Origin of the sequence: Pseudomonas sp. RIT-PI-o, from assembly GCF_001297215.1 — a bacterium.
In the GTDB taxonomy this organism is placed as follows: Bacteria; Pseudomonadota; Gammaproteobacteria; order Pseudomonadales; family Pseudomonadaceae; genus Aquipseudomonas; species Aquipseudomonas moraviensis_A.
The window spans coordinates 210886-229759 of record NZ_LHPA01000041.1; the positions used below are offsets into that span (position 1 = coordinate 210886).

The following is an 18874-nucleotide window of genomic DNA, read 5'->3' on the forward strand; positions in this document are numbered from 1 at the left end:
AAAAGTACCGTCCTATGACCGTACAAACCCTGAATAAATCACCAACAAATGTGTATCAATCGTCCACGGCGTCGAGAAACTCGTCTGCCACGGGCATCTCACCCATACGCGATGGAACGTTCAAACCGAAATGCAGGTAGGCATGGCGCGTCACCACCCTGCCCCGGGGTGTGCGCATGATATAGCCCTGCTGGATCAGATAGGGCTCGAGCACGTCTTCAATGGTGTGGCGTTCTTCACTGATTGCCGCCGCCAGACTGTCGATCCCGACCGGGCCGCCGTCGAACTTCTCGATCATGGTCAGCAGCAGTCGCCGGTCCTGGTGATCGAAACCGTGTTCGTCGACATCCAGCAGGTTCAGCGCCAGATCTGCGACCGCTTTGGTGATGTGGCCCTTGGCGCGGACCTCGGCGAAGTCGCGTACCCGGCGCAGCAGCCGGTTGGCAATTCGCGGCGTGCCACGAGCACGACGGGCGATCTCGAACGAACCTTCCGGATCCAGCGGCAGACCCAGAATCGCCGCCGAACGGCTGACGATCGTTGCCAGGTCGGCGGTGCTGTAGAACTCCAGGCGCTGGACGATACCGAAGCGGTCACGCAGCGGATTGGTCAGCATGCCCGCGCGGGTAGTCGCACCGACCAGAGTGAACGGCGGCAGATCCAGCTTGATCGAGCGCGCCGCCGGCCCTTCGCCGATCATGATGTCGAGCTGGAAATCTTCCATCGCCGGATACAGCACTTCTTCAACGATCGGCGACAGTCGATGGATTTCGTCGATGAACAGCACGTCGTGCGGCTCGAGATTGGTCAGCAATGCGGCCAGATCACCAGGGCGCTCGAGCACCGGGCCCGAAGTGCTCTTGATCGACACGCCCATTTCCTGGGCAATGATGTTCGCCAGCGTGGTCTTGCCCAGACCCGGCGGGCCGAAGATCAAGGTGTGATCGAGGGATTCGCTACGGCCACGGGCGGCCTGGATGAACAGTTCCATCTGCTCGCGCACGGTCGGCTGGCCAATGTAATCGGCCAGGCTGACGGGACGAATCGCCCGGTCCTGGACTTCTTCGCGCTCGCGCGGGCTGTGCGCGGCGGCGATCAGACGGTCAGCTTCAATCACTTAAATCATTCCCTTCAGAGCGCGGCGGATCAGGTCTTCGCTGCTCAGGTTCTTGTCTTTGATCGCGGAAATCGCCTTGCTCGCTTCCTGCGGCTTGTAGCCCAGGGATATCAACGCACTGACGGCATCGGTCTCGGCGCTGTTGACCGGCGCCGGGCCGTCCGGCTGATTCGGCACCAGCGCAAACATCGCCGGCGAAGTTTCCCAGGCTTTGAAACGGTCTTTCAATTCGACCAGCAAACGCTCGGCAGTCTTCTTGCCAACCCCAGGCACCTTGGTCAGCGCCGAGGTGTCCTGAGACTGCACGCAACGCACCAGCTCATCGACTTCCAGGCTCGACATCAGCGCCAGCGCCAGTTTCGGCCCGACCCCGTTGAGACGGATCAGCTCGCGGAAGAAGTCTCGCTCACGCTTGCCGGCAAAACCATAGAGCAATTGCGCATCTTCGCGTACGACCAAGTGGGTGTGCAGGGTCAGCGGTTCACCGACCGACGGCAGGCGATAAAGGGTGGTCATCGGCACTTCCACCTCATAGCCGAGGCCGTTTACATCGAGAATCAGGTGCGGCGGCTGTTTCTCAGCCAGGGTGCCGCGCAAGCGTCCAATCACGTTTTGAATCCTTGAGCGCTGGCCAGCCGTGGGCTGGCGACGATTGAAGGGGGCTTGCGCGCCGGCAACACAGGCACCGAAAAGCCACTTTCAGGAAAATTGATGCTGATGCTATCAGAGACGCAGGCGCCCGCCACGACTGCGTGCGGTTCCCAGACCGTGGGGGAGCAGGCTCGAGCGTGTATGCGCATGGCAGATGGCGATCGCCAAGGCGTCGGAGGCGTCGATTTGCGGCTTGCTGGTCAATTTGAGCATGTGCATGACCATCATCTGCACCTGCTCTTTATTGGCCGCGCCCGTGCCGACCACGGCCTGTTTGACTTGCGTGGCGGTGTACTCGGCAATTTCCAGGCATTCTTCAGCGCCAGCAACAATCGCAGCGCCGCGCGCCTGACCGAGCTTCAGCGCCGAGTCGGCGTTTTTCGCCATGAACACCTTTTCGATGCCCATGGTCACCGGGCCGTAGGTCTTGATGATCTCGCGCACGCCGCGATAGACGATCTGCAGACGCTCATGCAGCTCGCCGGAACCGGTGCGAATGCAGCCCGAGGCCACATAGATGCAGCCGCCCCGCCCGGTATCGCGAACGATCCCGTAACCGGTGATGCGCGAACCGGGGTCGATACCAAGAATTAGAGTCATAACGCCTGCAGATTAATAAAAACGATTTACCTGACACCCAATAGCAAATGTGGGAGCGAGCCTGCTCGCGAACGCGGTATATCAGCAACACAGGTGCTGAATGACACACCGCTTTCGCGAGCAGGCTCGCTCCCACAGGGAAGACTAGTCGCTAATCAACCCAACTGAGCAGCGACGTCTTCCGGGATATCCGCGTTGGAATAAACGTTCTGCACGTCATCCAGGTCCTCGAGCATGTCGATCAGCTTGAGCACCTTTTCCGCGCCTTCCAGATCCAGTTCGGCGCTGGTGGTTGGCTGCATCACGATTTCCGCGTCGTCGCCCTTGAACCCGGCCGCTTCCAGCGCGTTGCGCACCGCATAGAAACCGGTGAACGAGGTGAACACGTCGATCGAACCGTCTTCGTGGGTGACCACGTCATCGGCGTCGGCTTCCAGCGCCGCTTCGGTCAGCGCGTCTTCATCGACGCCCGGGGCAAAGCTGATCTGGCCCTTGCGTTCGAACAGATACGCCACCGAACCGTCGGTGCCGAGGTTGCCTCCACACTTGCTGAACGCGTGACGCACAGCTGCGGCGGTGCGGTTGCGGTTGTCGGTCATGCACTCGACCATCACCGCCACGCCGCCCGGGCCGTAGCCTTCGTAGGTCAGTTCTTCAACGTTGTCCGCTTCGGTGGCACCGGCACCGCGCGCGACGGCGCGGTCGATGATGTCGCGGCTCATGTTGGCGCTCAACGCCTTGTCCAGCGCCAGACGCAAACGCGGGTTGGAACCCGGATCACCGCCACCCTGACGGGCGGCAACGGTCAGTTCACGGATCCACTTGGTGAAGATCTTGCCCCTCTTGGCATCCTGACGTTCTTTGCGGTGCTTGATGTTTGCCCACTTGGAATGACCTGCCATAACTTGCTCCGAATGCTCTTTGAAACCTTGCCCGCCCTGCCGAGGCAGCGGCCGGCAATTGAAAAATTCGACCTGAGAAAGAAAAAAGGCGCATCCGAAGATGCGCCTTCAGGCCCGTCTTACTCAGCCTTTGGCGTTTCGCGCAGGCGAATGTGCAGCTCGCGCAATGCCTTCGCGTCGACCACGCCCGGAGCCTGCGTCATCACGTCGGCAGCACTCTGGGTTTTCGGGAAGGCGATCACTTCACGGATCGACTGGGCGCCGGTCATCAGCATCACCAGACGGTCCAGACCGAAGGCCAGACCACCGTGCGGCGGTGCACCGTACTTCAGCGCGTCGAGCAGGAAGCCGAATTTCTCTTCCTGTTCCGCTTCGTTGATGCCCAGCAGACGGAATACCGCTTGCTGCATTTCCTTGCGGTGGATACGGATCGAACCGCCGCCCAACTCGGTGCCGTTCAGCACCATGTCGTACGCACGGGACAGCGCGCCGGCCGGGTTGGCTTCGAGTTCCTGCGGGGTGCACTTCGGTGCGGTGAACGGGTGGTGCAGCGCGGAGAAGCTGCCGTCGTCGTTCTCTTCGAACATCGGGAAGTCGACGACCCACATTGGCGCCCACTCGCAGGTCAGCAGCTTGAGGTCGTGACCGAGCTTGATACGCAGCGCGCCCAGGGCTTCGCTGACGATCTTGGCCTTGTCGGCACCGAAGAACACGATGTCGCCGTCGACTGCGCCGACGCGATCGAGGATCACGTTGAGCTTGTCTTCAGGAATGTTCTTCACGATTGGCGATTGCAGACCTTCAACACCGGCTGCGCGCTCGTTGACCTTGATGTACGCCAGGCCCTTGGCACCGTAGATGCCGACAAACTTGGTGTAATCGTCGATCTGCTTGCGCGGCATGCTCGCCCCGCCTGGAACGCGCAGTGCGGCGATACGGCACTTCGGATCATTCGCCGGGCCGCTGAATACCTTGAAGTCGACTTCTTTGAGCTGGTCGGCAACGTCGACCAGTTCCAGCGGAATACGCAGGTCCGGCTTGTCCGAACCGTAGCGGCGCATGGCCTCTTCGAAGGTCATGTGCGGGAATTCGCCGAATTCCAGATCCAGCACTTCCTTGAACAGGTTGCGGATCATCTGCTCGGTCAGGCCCATGATCTCTTTTTCATCGAGGAAGCTGGTCTCGATATCGATCTGGGTGAATTCCGGCTGACGGTCGGCACGCAGGTCTTCGTCACGGAAGCATTTGGCGATCTGGTAGTAACGGTCGAAGCCGGCCACCATCAGCAGCTGCTTGAACAGCTGCGGCGATTGCGGCAGGGCGAAGAACGAACCGGCGTGGGTGCGGCTCGGCACCAGATAGTCACGCGCACCTTCCGGGGTGGCACGGGTCAGGATCGGCGTTTCGACGTCGAGGAAGCCGTTCTCGTCGAGGAAGCGGCGGATGCTGGTGGTCATGCGCGAACGCAGACGCAGCTTCTCGGCCATTTCCGGACGACGCAGGTCGAGGAAGCGATAGCGCAGGCGGGTTTCTTCGCCGACGTCGGAGAACTCGTTGAGCGGGAACGGCGGGGTTTCCGACTCGTTCAGCACTTCCAGTTCATAACCCAGCACTTCGATCATGCCCGACGCCATGTTGGCGTTGGTCGCACCGGCCGGACGCAGACGCACTTTGCCGGTGATCTTCACGACGTATTCGCTGCGCACGCGATCGGCGGCGGCGAAGCTCTCGGCGCGATCCGGATCGAACACCACCTGGGCCAGACCGTCACGATCACGGATATCGAGGAAAATCACCCCGCCGTGGTCGCGGCGACGGTGGACCCATCCGCAAAGGGTAATTTCCTGGCCTTCCAGGCTTTCGTTCAGTTGGCCGCAATAGTGGCTGCGCATCATGGTGTCGTTCGCTTCTCGTAATTCGAAATTCGGTGGAGTAACCGTCGCTTCAAGCAATGCGGCCACTCACGCGTGTCGTTCGTTCAGGGTTTGAACCCTAGTCAGCTTTGTCGCCACCGGCCAGATTCTTCTTGGCTCCGGTCTTGAAATCGGTCTCGTACCAACCGTTGCCGCTGAGGCGAAAACCCGGCATGGACAGCTGCTTCTTCAGATCTGGCGCCTGGCAGGCAGGGCAGTCGACCAGCGGTGCGTCGCTGATCTTCTGAATGGCTTCCAACTGATGACCACAGGAAGCACATTGGTAATCGTACATTGGCATGAGGGTGTCTCGGCGATCGGATTGCTGCCGCGCGCATGGCTTTGCGGCGAAAGCGCGGGATTATATCGATTAAATGCGCCCTGTGCAGCCGTAACACTGCACAGGCCGCAACCTCGTTGTCCCTGCCGTTTCAGCGCGAAACGCCGGGTGCGAGATCCTTGATCCCGTTCATGACGCACACTACCCGAATCAGCGCACTGAAGTTCTTCACCCCGCCGTGCCGCAGATGCACCTCACGATCGACGTGGGATAACAATGTGCTGATCGTACAATGATTGTCCTCGGCCATGCCGCCGAGGATGTTCCAGTAGACCTGCTCGAGTCGCAGGCAGGTCGCGAAACCGTTGAGCCGGATTGATCGGGACAAGGGCCGGATCAGGTTCATGTCGAACTCGCTGACAAACGGATCGACCTTTATTACGTGCCGCGAAGCCGACATCCTGTCGCTTCGCCTGTCTCCTTCTACCATAGCGTTGACACTCCTTTGCCATGACTGCTGATTTATAAGGCAACATCCTGCGCCTTCATAAAAACCCAGTGACAAAGTTATCGCCATACGACTTGTTGACCAGCCTCGTAGGATAAGCCAACGACAATGGTAAGAGCCTGGACAGGGTGCGGACGGCTTGACGGCGCCCGCACCGGCCGACTTACTCCTCGAGCAGCGCGCGCAGCATCCAGGCGGTTTTCTCGTGCACCTGCATACGCTGGGTCAGCAGGTCGGCTGTCGGTTCGTCGCTGACCTTGTCCAGCAGCGGGAAAATACCCCGCGCGGTGCGGGTCACCGCTTCCTGGCCCTCGACCAATTGCTTGATCATGTCCTCGGCGCTCGGCACACCGACCTCTTCTTTAATAGAGGACAGCCGCGCGTAGGTCGCATAAGCCCCCGGCGCCGGGAAGCCCAACGCACGAATACGCTCGGCGATCGAATCGACGGCCAGCGCCAGCTCGTTGTACTGCTCTTCGAACATCAGATGCAGCGTGCGGAACATCGGGCCAGTGACGTTCCAGTGGAAGTTATGGGTTTTCAGATACAGCACGTAGGTGTCCGACAGCAGTCGCGACAGCCCTTCGACGATGGATTTGCGGTCTTCTTCACTGATACCGATATCAATTGCCATGCTTACCCCCTAACAGTGATTGAATTCATCCAGCAGGTTCAGCCCCACTTTAGCAAGGCAAGCGCTGGCTCGCAGCTATGAATCGGTGATCAGACTGCGACAAATCGACCGTTTCCGTGCCGCTGGCCGGGCTGATTTGAGTAGCCGCAGGCTTTGCTGTTAAATAGGCAGTGTGTCGCCACCCCCCATTTTCCGGGGTGTTGCGCATAGGCTGATCAGTGTACGTGTCCACCGCCTCTTATTTTGTCCTGAAGCGAACCGTGCGCCTTCAGCTCTTCCTTGTGAGCCGTCATAACGTGAGCCAATCAAAATGTTGAAAATCGTCCACCTGCTAATGGGCGCAGCAGCCTTGCTGCTGTCGTTCATACCCAGCCTGAAAGCCGAAGCCGTTCCTTACCTGCAACAGCCCGATGCACTTTACCTGGCCTTTTTCGGCCTGCTGAACCTGGTCATCGCTCCAGTGATTCCCTACTGGAACAAAGGCCCGCGCCAGCATCTGCAAAATCTGGTCAGCGCGCTGCTGGTGCTGACCGTCGTCCTGCAAACCCTGACCCTGATCGCACCGATGCCGGTCATCGCTGGCCAGCCGGCCGTGCTGTTCAGCCTGGCGATTGCGCTGGTTGCCGTGCTGCTGCACCTGGCCGTCAGCTTCTACAAATCGTCACCGGCCGCCGCGCCGACTACCTATGACATGAGCAATCGCGATACCGGCACCGTGAAGTGGTTCAACACTTCCAAGGGTTTCGGTTTTATCTCCCGGGACTCCGGCGATGATATTTTCGTGCACTTTCGCGCCATTCGTGGCGAAGGCCATCGCGTCCTGGTCGAAGGCCAGCGCGTCGAGTTCTCGGTGATGAACCGCGACAAAGGCCTGCAAGCCGAGGACGTGATCGCCGCCCTGCCGCGTCGCTGATCCAAAGCAAAAAAAACCGCGAGCAGCCTGACTGTTCGCGGTTTTTTTGTGCCTGCCGAATGGCTCAATAATGCGGCGGCGGTGCATCTTCTTCAAAAGCACCAAACTGCCCGACCATTTCCTCGTGACGCTTGATCAGCGCTTCCATCTGCAATTGCAGGCGCTCGATAACCCTCTGCTGGGCCACCAGCACATCGTTCAATGCCTGAATGGTGTCATCCTGAAAGGCCAGACGGCTTTCCAGGTCGGTAACGCGTTCTTCGAGGCTCATGACTCAGCCCTCCACAAAAGTGAATTCTTCAGTCAGCACCAGGCGCAGGCGCTCGCGAATGGCTGCCACCTGGTCCCCGCTGTACGGCTTGGCCGGATGCTTGCCCCAGACCGGCGCAGGCCAGGCGGCATCGTCGCGTTTGCGCACGATCACATGCATGTGCAATTGACTGACAACGTTCCCCAGGGTCGCCACGTTCAGCTTGTCGGCATCGAACGAGTCCTTGAGCAACTCCGCAAGGGTGGTGGTTTCCCGCCAGAGTAGCTGCTGATCGGCGACATCCAACTGAAACAACTCGCTTATATCCTCGCGGCGAGGCACCAGGATGAACCACGGGTAATTACTGTCGTTGGACAGCAACAGCCGGCACAACGGAAAGTCGCCGATGACCAGGGTGTCCTGTTGAAGTCGTGAATCCAAAGCAAACACTGTACGTACTCCCGGCTGATCGTATGACTCAGCTTAGCGGCCGGTTCCGAAAACCGGCGCGCCAAGCGACAGAGCGGCAGCATACCTGCGAATGCAGCGGGCTTCACGCTGCCTCCGGCGCTAAATCGCCAGGCGCTCCGCCATGAGACATTTATCCCATCCGCGCACCAACACCGCCCCTGACATGAGCCTGAACGTGAAGAGACGCATGAAAATCCTTGATCTGCCGAGTCTCGAGTCAGTCCTCGCTCGATCGCTCCAGGCTTGATCGTGTTTTTTTTGCACCAAAACTGCACAACGGGTCTACGCTCACTGGGTCAGGCATCCGCCAAATACTCACGGCGGGGTGAACCGGTAACGTTTTTGGTTGTCCTGCGCATCTTTGGTGCGTTGCAACACGATTGGGAGAATCTCGTCAAGCCCGCGACAAAACAGGCCCGAGGCCCCGTTTTCACAAGGTTTTCACATATGCGGGCGGCACACGAAAAAATAACCGCACCGATTTTGCGGTTTGTGCACGCTTGTTGCATTCGTAACCGTATGGACTAAAAGCGCACCACTGGAAGTGGTCGGCTGAAGCCAATAAAAACAGTGGCAGGGTTGCCCGATGGAGATTCAAGTGTTTTGCCAGGGACTCTTTTTATCGATGCAAAAAGGCCCGGATACAGCGATTGAAGTTGTCAGTCAGGCTGCATTGGTACTGTGAATTTGCGACATCCAGCGCTCCTTTCGCGACAACGCCGTAAAGAAGCTGAAAGGTTGGTTTCGCAAGTATCGCCAACATTGTCGGCGTGATATAAGTTTGCGCCGACACAAAAAGAAAGAGCCGCCCAGATAATAAAACAGGTGGGACGGCAGTACTCTTCTAAAACCAAAGGAGCAAATCACGATGCGCGTGATGAAGTGGAGCATGATCGCACTGGCCGTTGCAGCAGCAGCCAGTTCGCAGTTGGCTACGGCCGCCCCGTTTGTCAGTGACCAGGCTGAAGCCAAAGGTTTCGTTGAAGACGCGAAACTCACCGAGACGTTGAAGAACTACTACTTCAACCGCGACAACAAGAACGGTGGCCGCGACCAGAAAGACTGGACCCAGGGCTTCCTCGGCAACTTCACCTCCGGTTATACCCAGGGCACCGTGGGTGTAGGTATTGATGCATACGGTTATCTGGCCTTGAAACTGGATGGCGGTGACGGTACTTCCGGTACTGGCAACATGAGCCGTAGCGATACCGTGAAGGCCAACGGCTATGGCCGCGACGTCAATGACAGTCAGGGCAAGGCAGGCGCTTCCATCAAGTTCCGCGTCTCCAAGACCGAACTGAAATTCGGCGACATGCAGCCAAGCACTTCTCCGGTGTTCGCTGTCGGCGGTTCCCGCATCCTTCCGCAAACTGCCACTGGCTTCCAGTTGCAGAGCAGCGAAGTGAAAGACCTTGACCTCGAAGCCGGTCACTTCTACTCCGGCTCCAGCCAGGACAAGAACGCCCGCGATGGTGGCCTCTACGCTACCTACGCTGGTGTTGAAGCGAACAACATCGACTACTTCGGCGGCAAATACTCGATCACTGACAACCTCAGTGCATCGCTGTACGGCGCAAAACTGGAAGACATCTGGAACCAGTACTACGCCAACGTGAACCTCACCACTCCGTTCGGTGGTGACACTTCGCTGAACACCGACTTCAACATCTACCGCACCACCGACACCGGTAGTGCCGAAGCGGGTGACATCAGCAACACCACGTTCTCCCTGGCAACCGCTTTGTCGTTCCTCAAAGCGCACACCTTTACCCTCGCCTTCCAGAAGGTCAACGGCGACACCCCGTTCGACTACATCGGCGTGGGCAAGAACAACCGTGGTGGCGACTCGATCTTCCTCGCCAACTCCATCCAGTACTCTGACTTCAACGGCGCAGGCGAGAAATCCGTCCAGGCCCGTTACGACCTGAAAATGGCCGAGTACGGCGTTCCTGGCCTGAGCTTCATGGTTCGTTACGTCAAAGGTTGGGATATCGACGGTACCAACACTCCAGCGGGCAGCGCTTACGCCGGTCTGTATGGTGATGATGGCAAACACCACGAAACCAACTTTGAAGCCAAGTACGTTGTTCAAAGCGGCCCGGCCAAAGATCTTTCCTTCCGCATTCGTCAAGCCTGGCACGTTGCCAACGCTGACGAAGGTGAAGGCGATGTCAAAGAGTTCCGCCTGATCACCGAGTACCCGCTGAACATCTTGTAATCGTCAGTGGTTAGTTTCAAAGCATAAAAAAAGGCCCATCTTCCGATGGGCCTTTTTTATTTGCCTGGCACTGATTAAGAGTCTGGCTACGAGAGCAATTACTTAGCTAGCAACCTATCATTGTGTCGCCGACTCCTGAACAACGCGTATAACTCGCTGCGGAAATGGAATATCAATACCGGCAGCCTTCAAACGATCACGCGCCTGTTCATTAAACATGAACATCACATCCCAATAGTCTGCAGTTTTAACCCATACGCGCAGGGACACCGTGATCGAACTGTCCCCCAGTGTCGAAATTACCGCTTGCGGTTCCGGGTCCTGCATGACGCGCGCATCCTTGGCCAGATCCAGTAGCACCTGACGGGCCTTTTGCAGATCCGCTTCGTAATCCACGCCCACGTCGAACACCACTTTGCGGGTCGGCTGGCGGTTGGTGTTGGTGATGATGCCGTTCGACAGATTGCCGTTGGGCACGATGATGGTCTTGTTGTCGCCGGTGCGCAGCACGGTATGGAAGATCTGGATGCTGTCGACAGTGCCCGCCACGCCTTGGGCTTCGATCCAGTCACCGATGCGGAACGGGCGGAACAGCAGAATCAGCACGCCGCCAGCGAAGTTCGCCAGGCTGCCTTGCAGGGCCAGGCCGATCGCCAGACCGGCAGCACCAATAGCCGCGACGAACGAGGTGGTTTCGACGCCGATCATCGACGCGACGCTGACAATCAGCAGCACCTTGAGAATGATGTTGGCCAGGCTGCTGATAAAGCCTTGCAGCGCCAGGTCGGCATTGCGCAGGGCCAGCAGACCGCCGAGTTTTTGCGTGACCTTGTTGATCAGCCACCAGCCGATGGCCAGGGTAATCACTGCCAGCAGCACGCGACTGCCGTATTCCATGATCATCGGGATCCACGCCTGGGACGCCTTGACCAGGTGGTCCACTTCAGCATTCAAATCCATGTTCTATCTCCTGATTTCCGGCTTCCCGGGGTGTATTAAAAACAACTGTGGGAGCGAGCTTGCTCGCGAATGCGGTGTGTCAGTCAACTCATCGCTGAATGAAACACCGCATTCGCGAGCAGGCTCGCTCCCACACAGCATTCAGACCAGGCTTAGTCGCGGAAGTTGTTGAACTGCAGCGGCATGCCGAATTCCTTCGCACGCAGTGCCGCGATGGCTTCCTGGAGGTCGTCGCGCTTCTTGCCGGTGACACGCACCTGCTCGCCCTGAATGGCGGCCTGCACTTTCAGTTTGGCCTCCTTGATGTGGCCGACGATTTTCTTCGCAAGTTCTTTGTCGATGCCTTCCTTGAGGATGGCGTCCTGCTTCATCAGTTTGCCGGAAGCGTAAGCCTCCTTGACCTCGAGGCACTGCACGTCGATCTTGCGCTTGGTCAGCGCCAGCTTGAGGATTTCGATCATCGCTTCGAGCTGGAAAGCGGCTTCGGCGGTGAGGCTGACGGTCAGGTCTTTTTCCTTGAACTCGAAGCTGCCTTTGCCTTTCAGGTCATAACGACGATCGAGTTCCTTCACGGCGTTCTCGACCGCGTTGGTAAGTTCGTGTTTGTCCAGTTCGGATACCACGTCGAACGACGGCATGTAATCTCTCCAATAAAAAGGCGCGCTCGATGTGGATGGAGCGCGCTTGGCTTGCGGTTAAAATCGGGCTCATTATAACGGGTCTTTTCCTACCGATACGGCGAGCCGCACATGCCTGCAAGCAATCGAGCAAAAAACTGATGTCGACCATCTGGCATGTCTTGGGCGCCGGCAGTCTCGGCACACTCTGGGCGACACGGCTGGCCCGCGCCGGATTGCCCGTGCGACTGATCCTGCGCGACCCGTCACGCTTGCGCAGCTATGCAGCTGGTGGCGGATTAACCCTGGTAGAAAACGGACAAGCTCATACCTATGCAGTTCCCGGCGAAACCCCGGACAGCCCCGAGCCGATTCGCCGTCTGGTGGTCGCGTGCAAGGCCTATGACGCCGAAGAGGCCGTCGCCCGCCTCGCTTCACGCCTCGCTCCGGATGCCGAATTGATCCTCCTGCAAAACGGTCTGGGCAGTCAGGACGCCGTTGCCGCGCGGGTGCCGCAAGCGCGCTGCATCAGCGCATCCAGCACCGAGGGCGCGTTTCGCGATGGCGATTGGCGGGTGGTGTTCGCCGGCCACGGTTTCAACTGGCTGGGCGATATCGGCAATCCGCTGGCACCGGTCTGGCTCGACGATCTGCAAGCGGCAAATATTCCCCATGAATGGAGCGCCGACATCCTCACTCGGCTGTGGCGCAAACTGGCGCTGAACTGCGCGATCAACCCGCTGACCGTGCTCCACGACTGCCGTAACGGCGGCCTGACAGCGCATCACTGCGAGGTCGCTACGCTCTGCGCCGAACTGACTGAACTGCTCGAACGCTGTGGTCAGCCGACAGCGGCAGACAATCTGCAAGCGGAGGTCGAACGGGTGATCCACGCCACCGCCGCCAATTACTCTTCGATGTATCAGGACGTCGCCAACCAGCGCCGCACCGAAATCAGCTATCTATTGGGCCACGCCTGCAAAGTCGCTGAGCGCCATCAGTTGAACCTGCCGCACCTGCACCAGTTGCAGCAACGTCTGGTCGCTCATCTGCGCAACCGTGGATTGCCCAGCGACTGAGCAGCCGCTAGGCTGACGGCTTGTTCCCCTGCTGCGATAAACCCGATGCCATTGCGCCAGCGCCTCGAAAACCTGCCGGTCGGCCAGAAACTGCTGGCCGCCCTGCTGGTGTTGTTGACCACGGTTCTGCTGGTCGCCAACCTGACCTTTATCAGCGCCGCCTACTACATTTCCCAGGAAAGCATGGCGCCACAGGCCCTGCAGACCATCGGCCGGCTGATCGCCAATCCGAGTCTGGTCAGCGACGCGCTGGAGTCGCCGCGCAGCGCCGAGCGCCTGCTCAAGGAACTCGACAGTTATTCACCGTTGCGCGCCGCTGCCCTTTACGACGGCAAGGGCGAACGTCTGGCGCAGGTGCAGCGCGGTGAAAAGCTCAGCCTGCCCGAGCGCTATCGCCATGTCGAAGCCTGGCAACTCACCGAATTTCGCAGCAATCAACTGATCACCCTGCCCCGCCCCGGTGCCGCGCCGGGGCATCTGTTGCTGGTCGCCAGCAGCGAATTGCCGATGGCGTTCTACACCGGCACCCTGACCGCCAGCCTCGGCATCCTGATCTTCAGCGTCTTGTTGTGGCTGGTGATTGCCCGGCAGATCAAACGTCTGATCACCCGCCCCATTCATCAGCTCGAGGAGCTGTCCCGCCAGGTCACCCGCGAAGAGAACTACGCGCTGCGCGCTGCACGGGGCAATCACGACGAAATCGGCAGCCTGGCCGAGGCGTTCAACACCATGCTCTCGCGCATCGAAGCCCGCGAGCAGCAGCTCAAACGCGCCCGTGATGACTCGCAAGCCGCCTACGATCAGGCGCAGGGGCTGGCCGAGGAAACCCGCCACACCAATCGCAAACTGGAGCTGGAAGTCCAGGTGCGCAGCAAGATCGAGAAGAAACTCACCGGCTTCCAGAATTACCTCAACAGCATTATCGACTCGATGCCTTCAGCGCTGATCGCCCTCGACGAGCAGCTTTACGTCACCCAGTGGAACCAGGAGGCCAGCGCGCTCTCCGGCACGCGTCTGGACGAGGCACTGAACCAGCCGATCTTCCTCGCCTTCGAACCACTCAAGCCGTTTCTGCCGCAGCTCAAGGCTACCGTCGAGCAGCACACCGTGGCGAAAGTCGATCGGGTGACCTGGTTCAAGGACGATGAACCGAAACATTACGCGCTGACGTTTTATCCGCTGATGGGCGGTGCCGGGCGTGGCGTGGTGATCCGTATCGACGACATCACCCAGCGCCTGTCGCTGGAAGAAATGATGGTGCAGTCGGAGAAGATGCTCTCGGTCGGTGGCCTTGCGGCTGGCATGGCCCATGAAATCAACAACCCCCTCGGCGCGATCCTGCACAACGTGCAGAACATCCGTCGGCGGCTGTCGGCGGATCTGCCGAAGAACATCGAAACCGCCGAACAACTGGGCATCGAACTGGATGCCGTCAACCGGTACCTGCAGGGCCGCGAAGTCCCGCAATTGCTCGATGGCATTCAACAAGCGGGCGCCCGCGCGGCGAAGATCGTCACGCACATGCTCAGCTTCAGCCGTCGCAGCACCCGGCAGATGGCGCCGTGCGATCTGCCGGCGCTGATCGATCAGGCGGTGGAAATCGCCGGCAACGACTTCGATCTGGCGATTGGTTTCGACTTCAAGGGTCAAGCGATCATCCGCCAGTTCGATCCGGCATTGGGGCCGGTGCCGGGCACCGCCAACGAGCTGGAACAGGTGCTGCTCAATCTGCTGAAAAACGCCGCCCAGGCGATTCATCAGCGCGAAGACGACAGCGAACCGGGACGGATCATTTTGCGCACCAGACTCAATCCGCCGTGGGCCGAGATTCAGGTCGAGGACAACGGCATCGGCATGAGCGAGAACGTGCGCAAGCGTACCTTCGAGCCGTTCTTTACCACCAAGGAAATCGGCCAGGGCACCGGCCTTGGCTTGTCGGTGTCGTACTTCATCATCACCAACAACCACAAAGGCCAGATGGAAGTGCAGTCGGCGCCCGGCCAGGGCACTTGCTTCACCCTGCGTCTGCCGCTGGTACAACCGGCGCCGTTGACCGCCGAAACCAATTCACTACCGAGGTAACCCATGGGCTTTCGCTTGTCGAAGATCTACACCCGCACCGGCGACAAAGGCGAGACCGGCCTCGGTGACGGCCGTCGCGTCCCCAAGGATCACCCGCGCATCGAGGCGATTGGCGAGGTCGATACGCTGAACAGTCAGGTCGGCGTGTTGCTGGCGGGCCTGCTCGCCGAGCGTGAAGTGCATCCGGGGCTCAACGAGATCATTGAGGTGTTGGCGCCGTGTCAGCACCGCTTGTTTGATCTTGGCGGCGAACTGGCGATGCCGGCGTATCAGGCGCTGAACGAGGCTGAAATCCAGCGGCTGGAAGCGGCGATCGATGTCTGGAATGAAGAGCTGGGGCCGCTGGAAAACTTCATCCTGCCCGGCGGCTCGATGTTGATTGCGCAAGCGCATGTCTGCCGCAGTCTGGCCCGCAGCGCCGAGCGCCGGTGTCAGCATTTGAACGCGATCGAACCGTTGGCCGGGGTTGGCCTGGCGTATATCAATCGGCTGTCGGATTTGTTGTTTGTCGCGGCGCGATTGATTGCGCGGCGGCAGGGAGTGGCGGAGATTTTGTGGCAGCCGGCGGCAAAACCTGAAGATTTGTAGTGTTTGAAAATAAGCTATCGCGAGCAGGCTCACTCCTACAGTGACCGTATTTCTTCAGTTGAAACGCGGTCATTGTAGGAGTGAGCCTGCTCGCGATAGGGTCAGTAGCCGCTATACAGGATCAGGCCAGAACGCCCGAATCCCCGCCACACCCTGCGCCCCGACATCCCAAGCCTTCTCACGCTCCGCCGGCCCTACCCCACCGAGCAGGAACACCGGTTTGCTAAAACCGTCAATCAACGCCGCAGCCTGCTCCCAGCCCAACGGCTGTGCATCCGGGTGCGTCAGCGTCGGCTGCACCGGCGACAGGGTGACGAAGTCGACGCCCATCTGCTCCGCCAGCGCCAATTCCTCAGCGTTATGGCACGACGCCGCGAGCCAGCGCTCCGCCGGCAACGGACGCCCTGCCGCCGCGTATTTCCGCAGCTGGGCGGCGGTGATGTGCCAGCCCGCCGACGGGAAATCGCCGAGCCACTCGAACGGCCCCTTGATCATCAACTGCGCCTTGCCCGCGCACAGGCCAACCGCGTCCACCGCCAGATCGCGGTATTTCGGGTCGTAGCCATTCGGTGCGCGCAGCTGGATCAATTTGATGCCGCCAGCAATCGCCTTCTGGATGCCGCGCAACAACGCCGGGCCTTCGAGATCTTCCGGGGTGATCAGGTATTCGGCAGGCAAACGCGCCGCCGCGACGATTGGCTGGTTAGCCGCCGGGAATTCATAGTTGACCAGCTCTCTGGCGCTGACCCAGGCCAGTGGCTGGCCTTCAGCACCGTGGGGTTCGCCGCTGAATGCCGAAACTTCCCAGACATCCAGCAACACCTGTTTGTCCGGGTAGTCGTGGCGAACCTTGATCAACGGACGGGCAGCATCAACGACGATGCCCAGCTCTTCGTGCAGCTCGCGAGCCAGTGCCGATTCGACTGATTCGTCAGCCTCGACCTTGCCACCGGGAAATTCCCACAAGCCGCCCTGATGCTGAGTGTCGGCGCGGCGGGCGATAAGGATTTTGCCGGCGCCGTCACGAATGACGGCAGCGGCGACGTGGACGCGTTTCACGGGTTCAATTCCTCCAGTCCAGCCTTTTGCCACGCCTTGAAGGCGGGCCATTGGTAGACGGTTTCAACATAAGCTTCGTCGATCGCAGGCAGCTTCACCTGATAGGTGCGCAGGCGCACGGCGATCGGCGCGAAAAAGGTATCGGCGAGGCTGACCCGCCCGAACAGGTATGGCCCCTCTTCCGTTGCCGCCGCACGGCATTCGGCCCAGAGCGCGAGCATGCGTTCGATATCGACCTTCACTTCTGGCGGCACCGGGTTCAGCGGCGCATCCTGGCTGAGGTTGAACGGCATGTGGTTGCGCATGGCGAAGAAGCCGCTGTGCATTTGTGCGCAGGCCGAGCGGGCCTGGGCGCGGGCGAAAGTATCGCTCGGCCAGAGCTGCTCGGACGGAAACTGCTCCGCGAGGTATTCAGCGATGGCCAGCGAATCGGCGATGGTGCCGCGGGTGGTTTGCAGCAGCGGCACCTTGCCGGTCGGCGAGTGCTTGAGCAGGCGTTCGCGGGTGTCGGGCTTGCCGAGCTTGATCAGCTCTTCGCTGTAGGGTGCGCCGGTCAGCTCCAGCGCCAGTGCCGCACGCAGGGACCAGGAGGAAAGCAGTTTGTCGCCGATGATCAGGTGCAGGGACATGGTGTGGCGCCTTTTCGTCAGAGGGAAAACTCTAATTTTGTAGTGTCCGGACTGGCGCTATCGCGAGCAGGCTCACTCCTACAGTGGATGTGTGAAACGACACATATCTCTGTGGGAGCCAGCCTGCTGGCGATGCAGGCGACTCGGTCCCAGGCTGGATCAGGTGCGGTATTCAGCGTTGATCTTCACGTATTCATGCGACAGGTCGGTGGTCCAGATGGTTTCGCTGCAATCGCCGCGACCCAGTTCAATGCGGATGGTGATTTCTTCCTGCTGCATCACTGCCGAGCCCTGAGCTTCAGTGTAGGTGGCCGCACGGGCGCCACGGCTGGCGATGCACACGTCGCCGAGGAATACGTCGATCTTGCTCACGTCCAGGTCCGGCACACCGGCGCGGCCCACGGCGGCGAGGATGCGCCCCCAGTTCGGGTCGGAGGCGAACAGCGCGGTCTTGATCAGCGGCGAGTGCGCCACGGTATAGCCGACGTCCAGGCATTCCTGGTGGTTGCCGCCGCCATTCACTTGGACAGTGACAAACTTGGTCGCACCTTCGCCGTCACGCACGATGGCCTGCGCCACGTCCATGCACACTTCGAACACGGCTTGTTTGAGCTTGGTGAACAGCTCGCCTTCTGCGCGGGTGATTTCCGGCAGCGCGGCTTTGCCAGTGGCGATCAGCATGCAGCAGTCGTTGGTCGAGGTGTCGCCGTCGATGGTGATGCGGTTGAACGACTTGTTGGCACCGTCGAGCATCAGGTTGTGCAGCACGTCGCGGGAGACTTTGGCATCGGTGGCAATGTAACCGAGCATGGTCGCCATGTTCGGACGAATCATCCCTGCGCCTTTGCTGATGCCGGTGACGGTGATGGTCACGCCGTCATGCTCGAACTGGCGGCTGGCGCCCTTCGGCAAAGTATCGGTGGTCATGATGCCGGTGGCAGCAGCTTCCCAGTTGTTTTCCGACAGGTCGTCCAGCGCGGCTTGCAGTGCGCCTTCGATTTTCTCGACCGGCAGCGGCTCGCCGATCACACCCGTGGAGTACGGCAGGATCTGGCTGGCGTCGACGCCGGTCAGCTCAGCCAGTCTGGCAGTGGTGCGCTCGGCGGCGGCCAGGCCTGGTTCGCCGGTGCCGGCGTTGGCGTTGCCGGTGTTGGTCAGCAAGTAACGCACAGCGTTGTTCACGCGTTTTTTCGCCAGGATCACCGGCGCGGCGCAGAACGCGTTCAGGGTGAACACGCCAGCCACGGTCGAACCTTCAGCGCAGCGCATCACCACCACATCCTTGCGCCCCGGGCGCTTGATGCCGGCCGAGGCGATACCGAGTTCAAAACCGGCAACCGGGTGCAACGTTGGCAAAGGACCAAGACCAACAGCCATGAATGCGCTCCTTACTCAATGATGTC

20 protein-coding genes are annotated in these 18874 nt (G+C 59.9%); 5 read left to right on the forward strand and 15 right to left on the reverse strand.

Annotated elements, in window-relative coordinates; genetic code table 11:
• Positions 1–55: 55 nt before the first annotated feature.
• The 8 genes from ruvB to AEQ63_RS23320 form a co-directional block, all read right to left on the reverse strand.
• Positions 56–1117, reverse strand: coding sequence for a Holliday junction branch migration DNA helicase RuvB (gene ruvB, locus AEQ63_RS23285; RefSeq protein WP_024014087.1), 1062 nt, complete (start codon positions 1115–1117; stop codon positions 56–58).
• The gene (gene ruvA, locus AEQ63_RS23290; RefSeq protein WP_024014088.1) at positions 1118–1726 is read right to left on the reverse strand and encodes a Holliday junction branch migration protein RuvA; all 609 of its coding nucleotides are present in this window, start codon (positions 1724–1726) and stop codon (positions 1118–1120) included.
• 114 nt (positions 1727–1840) lie between these two features.
• Positions 1841–2368 (reverse strand): crossover junction endodeoxyribonuclease RuvC, encoded by a 528-nt coding sequence (ruvC, locus tag AEQ63_RS23295; protein ID WP_016773501.1) that lies wholly within the window; start codon positions 2366–2368, stop codon positions 1841–1843.
• A 155-nt stretch (positions 2369–2523) separates the two neighbouring features.
• Entirely contained in the window at positions 2524–3270 is a 747-nt protein-coding gene (locus AEQ63_RS23300) for a YebC/PmpR family DNA-binding transcriptional regulator (RefSeq protein ID WP_024014089.1), read from the reverse strand.
• Positions 3271–3389: 119 nt separating this feature from the next.
• Entirely contained in the window at positions 3390–5165 is a 1776-nt protein-coding gene (gene aspS, locus AEQ63_RS23305; protein WP_064365013.1) for an aspartate--tRNA ligase, read from the reverse strand.
• 97 nt (positions 5166–5262) lie between these two features.
• Entirely contained in the window at positions 5263–5484 is a 222-nt protein-coding gene (locus AEQ63_RS23310; protein ID WP_042607290.1) for an FmdB family zinc ribbon protein, read from the reverse strand.
• 130 nt (positions 5485–5614) lie between these two features.
• Positions 5615–5953, reverse strand: coding sequence for a ribbon-helix-helix domain-containing protein (locus tag AEQ63_RS23315; protein WP_042607291.1), 339 nt, complete (start codon positions 5951–5953; stop codon positions 5615–5617).
• 181 nt (positions 5954–6134) lie between these two features.
• Positions 6135–6605, reverse strand: coding sequence for a Dps family protein (locus AEQ63_RS23320; RefSeq protein WP_016773497.1), 471 nt, complete (start codon positions 6603–6605; stop codon positions 6135–6137).
• Positions 6606–6915: 310 nt separating this feature from the next.
• On the opposite strand from AEQ63_RS23320, the gene AEQ63_RS29180 reads away from it, so the two are divergent.
• Positions 6916–7518 carry a cold-shock protein gene (locus AEQ63_RS29180; protein ID WP_042607292.1) on the forward strand — a complete coding sequence of 201 codons (603 nt, stop codon included), beginning with the start codon at positions 6916–6918 and terminating at the stop codon, positions 7516–7518.
• A gap of 64 nt (positions 7519–7582) precedes the next feature.
• Here AEQ63_RS29180 and AEQ63_RS23330 read toward each other — a convergent pair whose 3' ends face one another.
• Both AEQ63_RS23330 and AEQ63_RS23335 read right to left on the reverse strand, forming a co-directional pair.
• Entirely contained in the window at positions 7583–7789 is a 207-nt protein-coding gene (locus tag AEQ63_RS23330; RefSeq protein ID WP_016773495.1) for a SlyX family protein, read from the reverse strand.
• A 3-nt stretch (positions 7790–7792) separates the two neighbouring features.
• Positions 7793–8218, reverse strand: coding sequence for an HIT domain-containing protein (locus tag AEQ63_RS23335; protein WP_064365015.1), 426 nt, complete (start codon positions 8216–8218; stop codon positions 7793–7795).
• Positions 8219–9107: 889 nt separating this feature from the next.
• On the opposite strand from AEQ63_RS23335, the gene AEQ63_RS23340 reads away from it, so the two are divergent.
• On the forward strand, positions 9108–10457 hold the full coding sequence (locus AEQ63_RS23340) for an OprD family porin (RefSeq protein ID WP_042607294.1): 1350 nt from the start codon (positions 9108–9110) through the stop codon (positions 10455–10457).
• Positions 10458–10574: 117 nt separating this feature from the next.
• On the opposite strand, the gene AEQ63_RS23345 is transcribed toward AEQ63_RS23340, so the two are convergent.
• Together AEQ63_RS23345 and AEQ63_RS23350 are read right to left on the reverse strand one after the other, a co-directional pair.
• A complete protein-coding gene (locus tag AEQ63_RS23345) occupies positions 10575–11417 on the reverse strand; it encodes a mechanosensitive ion channel family protein (RefSeq protein WP_042607295.1) in 843 nt (280 codons plus the stop codon).
• 152 nt (positions 11418–11569) lie between these two features.
• Positions 11570–12055: a YajQ family cyclic di-GMP-binding protein gene (locus tag AEQ63_RS23350; protein WP_042607296.1), complete on the reverse strand. Its 486-nt coding sequence runs from the start codon at positions 12053–12055 to the stop codon at positions 11570–11572.
• Positions 12056–12195: 140 nt separating this feature from the next.
• Between AEQ63_RS23350 and AEQ63_RS23355 the strand changes: the two genes are divergently transcribed.
• From AEQ63_RS23355 to AEQ63_RS23365, 3 genes are read left to right on the forward strand one after another with little or no spacing between them, the layout of a single operon-like run.
• The gene (locus tag AEQ63_RS23355; RefSeq protein WP_064365017.1) at positions 12196–13113 is read left to right on the forward strand and encodes a putative 2-dehydropantoate 2-reductase; all 918 of its coding nucleotides are present in this window, start codon (positions 12196–12198) and stop codon (positions 13111–13113) included.
• Positions 13114–13158: 45 nt separating this feature from the next.
• Positions 13159–15195, forward strand: coding sequence for a sensor histidine kinase (locus tag AEQ63_RS23360; protein WP_042607298.1), 2037 nt, complete (start codon positions 13159–13161; stop codon positions 15193–15195).
• 3 nt (positions 15196–15198) lie between these two features.
• Positions 15199–15783, forward strand: a complete 585-nt coding sequence (locus AEQ63_RS23365; protein WP_064365019.1) for a cob(I)yrinic acid a,c-diamide adenosyltransferase — start codon at positions 15199–15201, stop codon at positions 15781–15783.
• A gap of 111 nt (positions 15784–15894) precedes the next feature.
• Here AEQ63_RS23365 and AEQ63_RS23370 read toward each other — a convergent pair whose 3' ends face one another.
• The 3 genes from AEQ63_RS23370 to argJ all read right to left on the reverse strand — a co-directional run bounded on the left by AEQ63_RS23370 (position 15895) and on the right by argJ (position 18848).
• Positions 15895–16842 carry a Nudix family hydrolase gene (locus tag AEQ63_RS23370; protein WP_042607300.1) on the reverse strand — a complete coding sequence of 316 codons (948 nt, stop codon included), beginning with the start codon at positions 16840–16842 and terminating at the stop codon, positions 15895–15897.
• A complete protein-coding gene (locus tag AEQ63_RS23375; protein WP_064365022.1) occupies positions 16839–17471 on the reverse strand; it encodes a glutathione S-transferase family protein in 633 nt (210 codons plus the stop codon). The genes AEQ63_RS23370 and AEQ63_RS23375 overlap by 4 nt, the downstream gene beginning before the upstream one ends.
• Positions 17472–17630: 159 nt before the next feature.
• Positions 17631–18848 carry a bifunctional glutamate N-acetyltransferase/amino-acid acetyltransferase ArgJ gene (gene argJ, locus AEQ63_RS23380; RefSeq protein WP_064365024.1) on the reverse strand — a complete coding sequence of 406 codons (1218 nt, stop codon included), beginning with the start codon at positions 18846–18848 and terminating at the stop codon, positions 17631–17633.
• Positions 18849–18874: the final 26 nt, after the last annotated feature.

Coding starts and splice junctions, on each gene's coding strand:
- ruvC (WP_016773501.1), bottom strand. CDS start 2,368: ATGACTCTAATTCTTGGTATCGACCCCGGTTCGCGCATCACCGGTTAC.
- AEQ63_RS23300 (WP_024014089.1), bottom strand. CDS start 3,270: ATGGCAGGTCATTCCAAGTGGGCAAACATCAAGCACCGCAAAGAACGT.
- aspS (WP_064365013.1), bottom strand. CDS start 5,165: ATGATGCGCAGCCACTATTGCGGCCAACTGAACGAAAGCCTGGAAGGC.
- AEQ63_RS23310 (WP_042607290.1), bottom strand. CDS start 5,484: ATGCCAATGTACGATTACCAATGTGCTTCCTGTGGTCATCAGTTGGAA.
- AEQ63_RS23315 (WP_042607291.1), bottom strand. CDS start 5,953: ATGGTAGAAGGAGACAGGCGAAGCGACAGGATGTCGGCTTCGCGGCAC.
- AEQ63_RS23320 (WP_016773497.1), bottom strand. CDS start 6,605: ATGGCAATTGATATCGGTATCAGTGAAGAAGACCGCAAATCCATCGTC.
- AEQ63_RS29180 (WP_042607292.1), top strand. CDS start 6,916: ATGTTGAAAATCGTCCACCTGCTAATGGGCGCAGCAGCCTTGCTGCTG.
- AEQ63_RS23330 (WP_016773495.1), bottom strand. CDS start 7,789: ATGAGCCTCGAAGAACGCGTTACCGACCTGGAAAGCCGTCTGGCCTTT.
- AEQ63_RS23340 (WP_042607294.1), top strand. CDS start 9,108: ATGCGCGTGATGAAGTGGAGCATGATCGCACTGGCCGTTGCAGCAGCA.
- AEQ63_RS23345 (WP_042607295.1), bottom strand. CDS start 11,417: ATGGATTTGAATGCTGAAGTGGACCACCTGGTCAAGGCGTCCCAGGCG.
- AEQ63_RS23350 (WP_042607296.1), bottom strand. CDS start 12,055: ATGCCGTCGTTCGACGTGGTATCCGAACTGGACAAACACGAACTTACC.
- AEQ63_RS23355 (WP_064365017.1), top strand. CDS start 12,196: ATGTCGACCATCTGGCATGTCTTGGGCGCCGGCAGTCTCGGCACACTC.
- AEQ63_RS23360 (WP_042607298.1), top strand. CDS start 13,159: ATGCCATTGCGCCAGCGCCTCGAAAACCTGCCGGTCGGCCAGAAACTG.
- AEQ63_RS23365 (WP_064365019.1), top strand. CDS start 15,199: ATGGGCTTTCGCTTGTCGAAGATCTACACCCGCACCGGCGACAAAGGC.
- AEQ63_RS23375 (WP_064365022.1), bottom strand. CDS start 17,471: ATGTCCCTGCACCTGATCATCGGCGACAAACTGCTTTCCTCCTGGTCC.
- argJ (WP_064365024.1), bottom strand. CDS start 18,848: ATGGCTGTTGGTCTTGGTCCTTTGCCAACGTTGCACCCGGTTGCCGGT.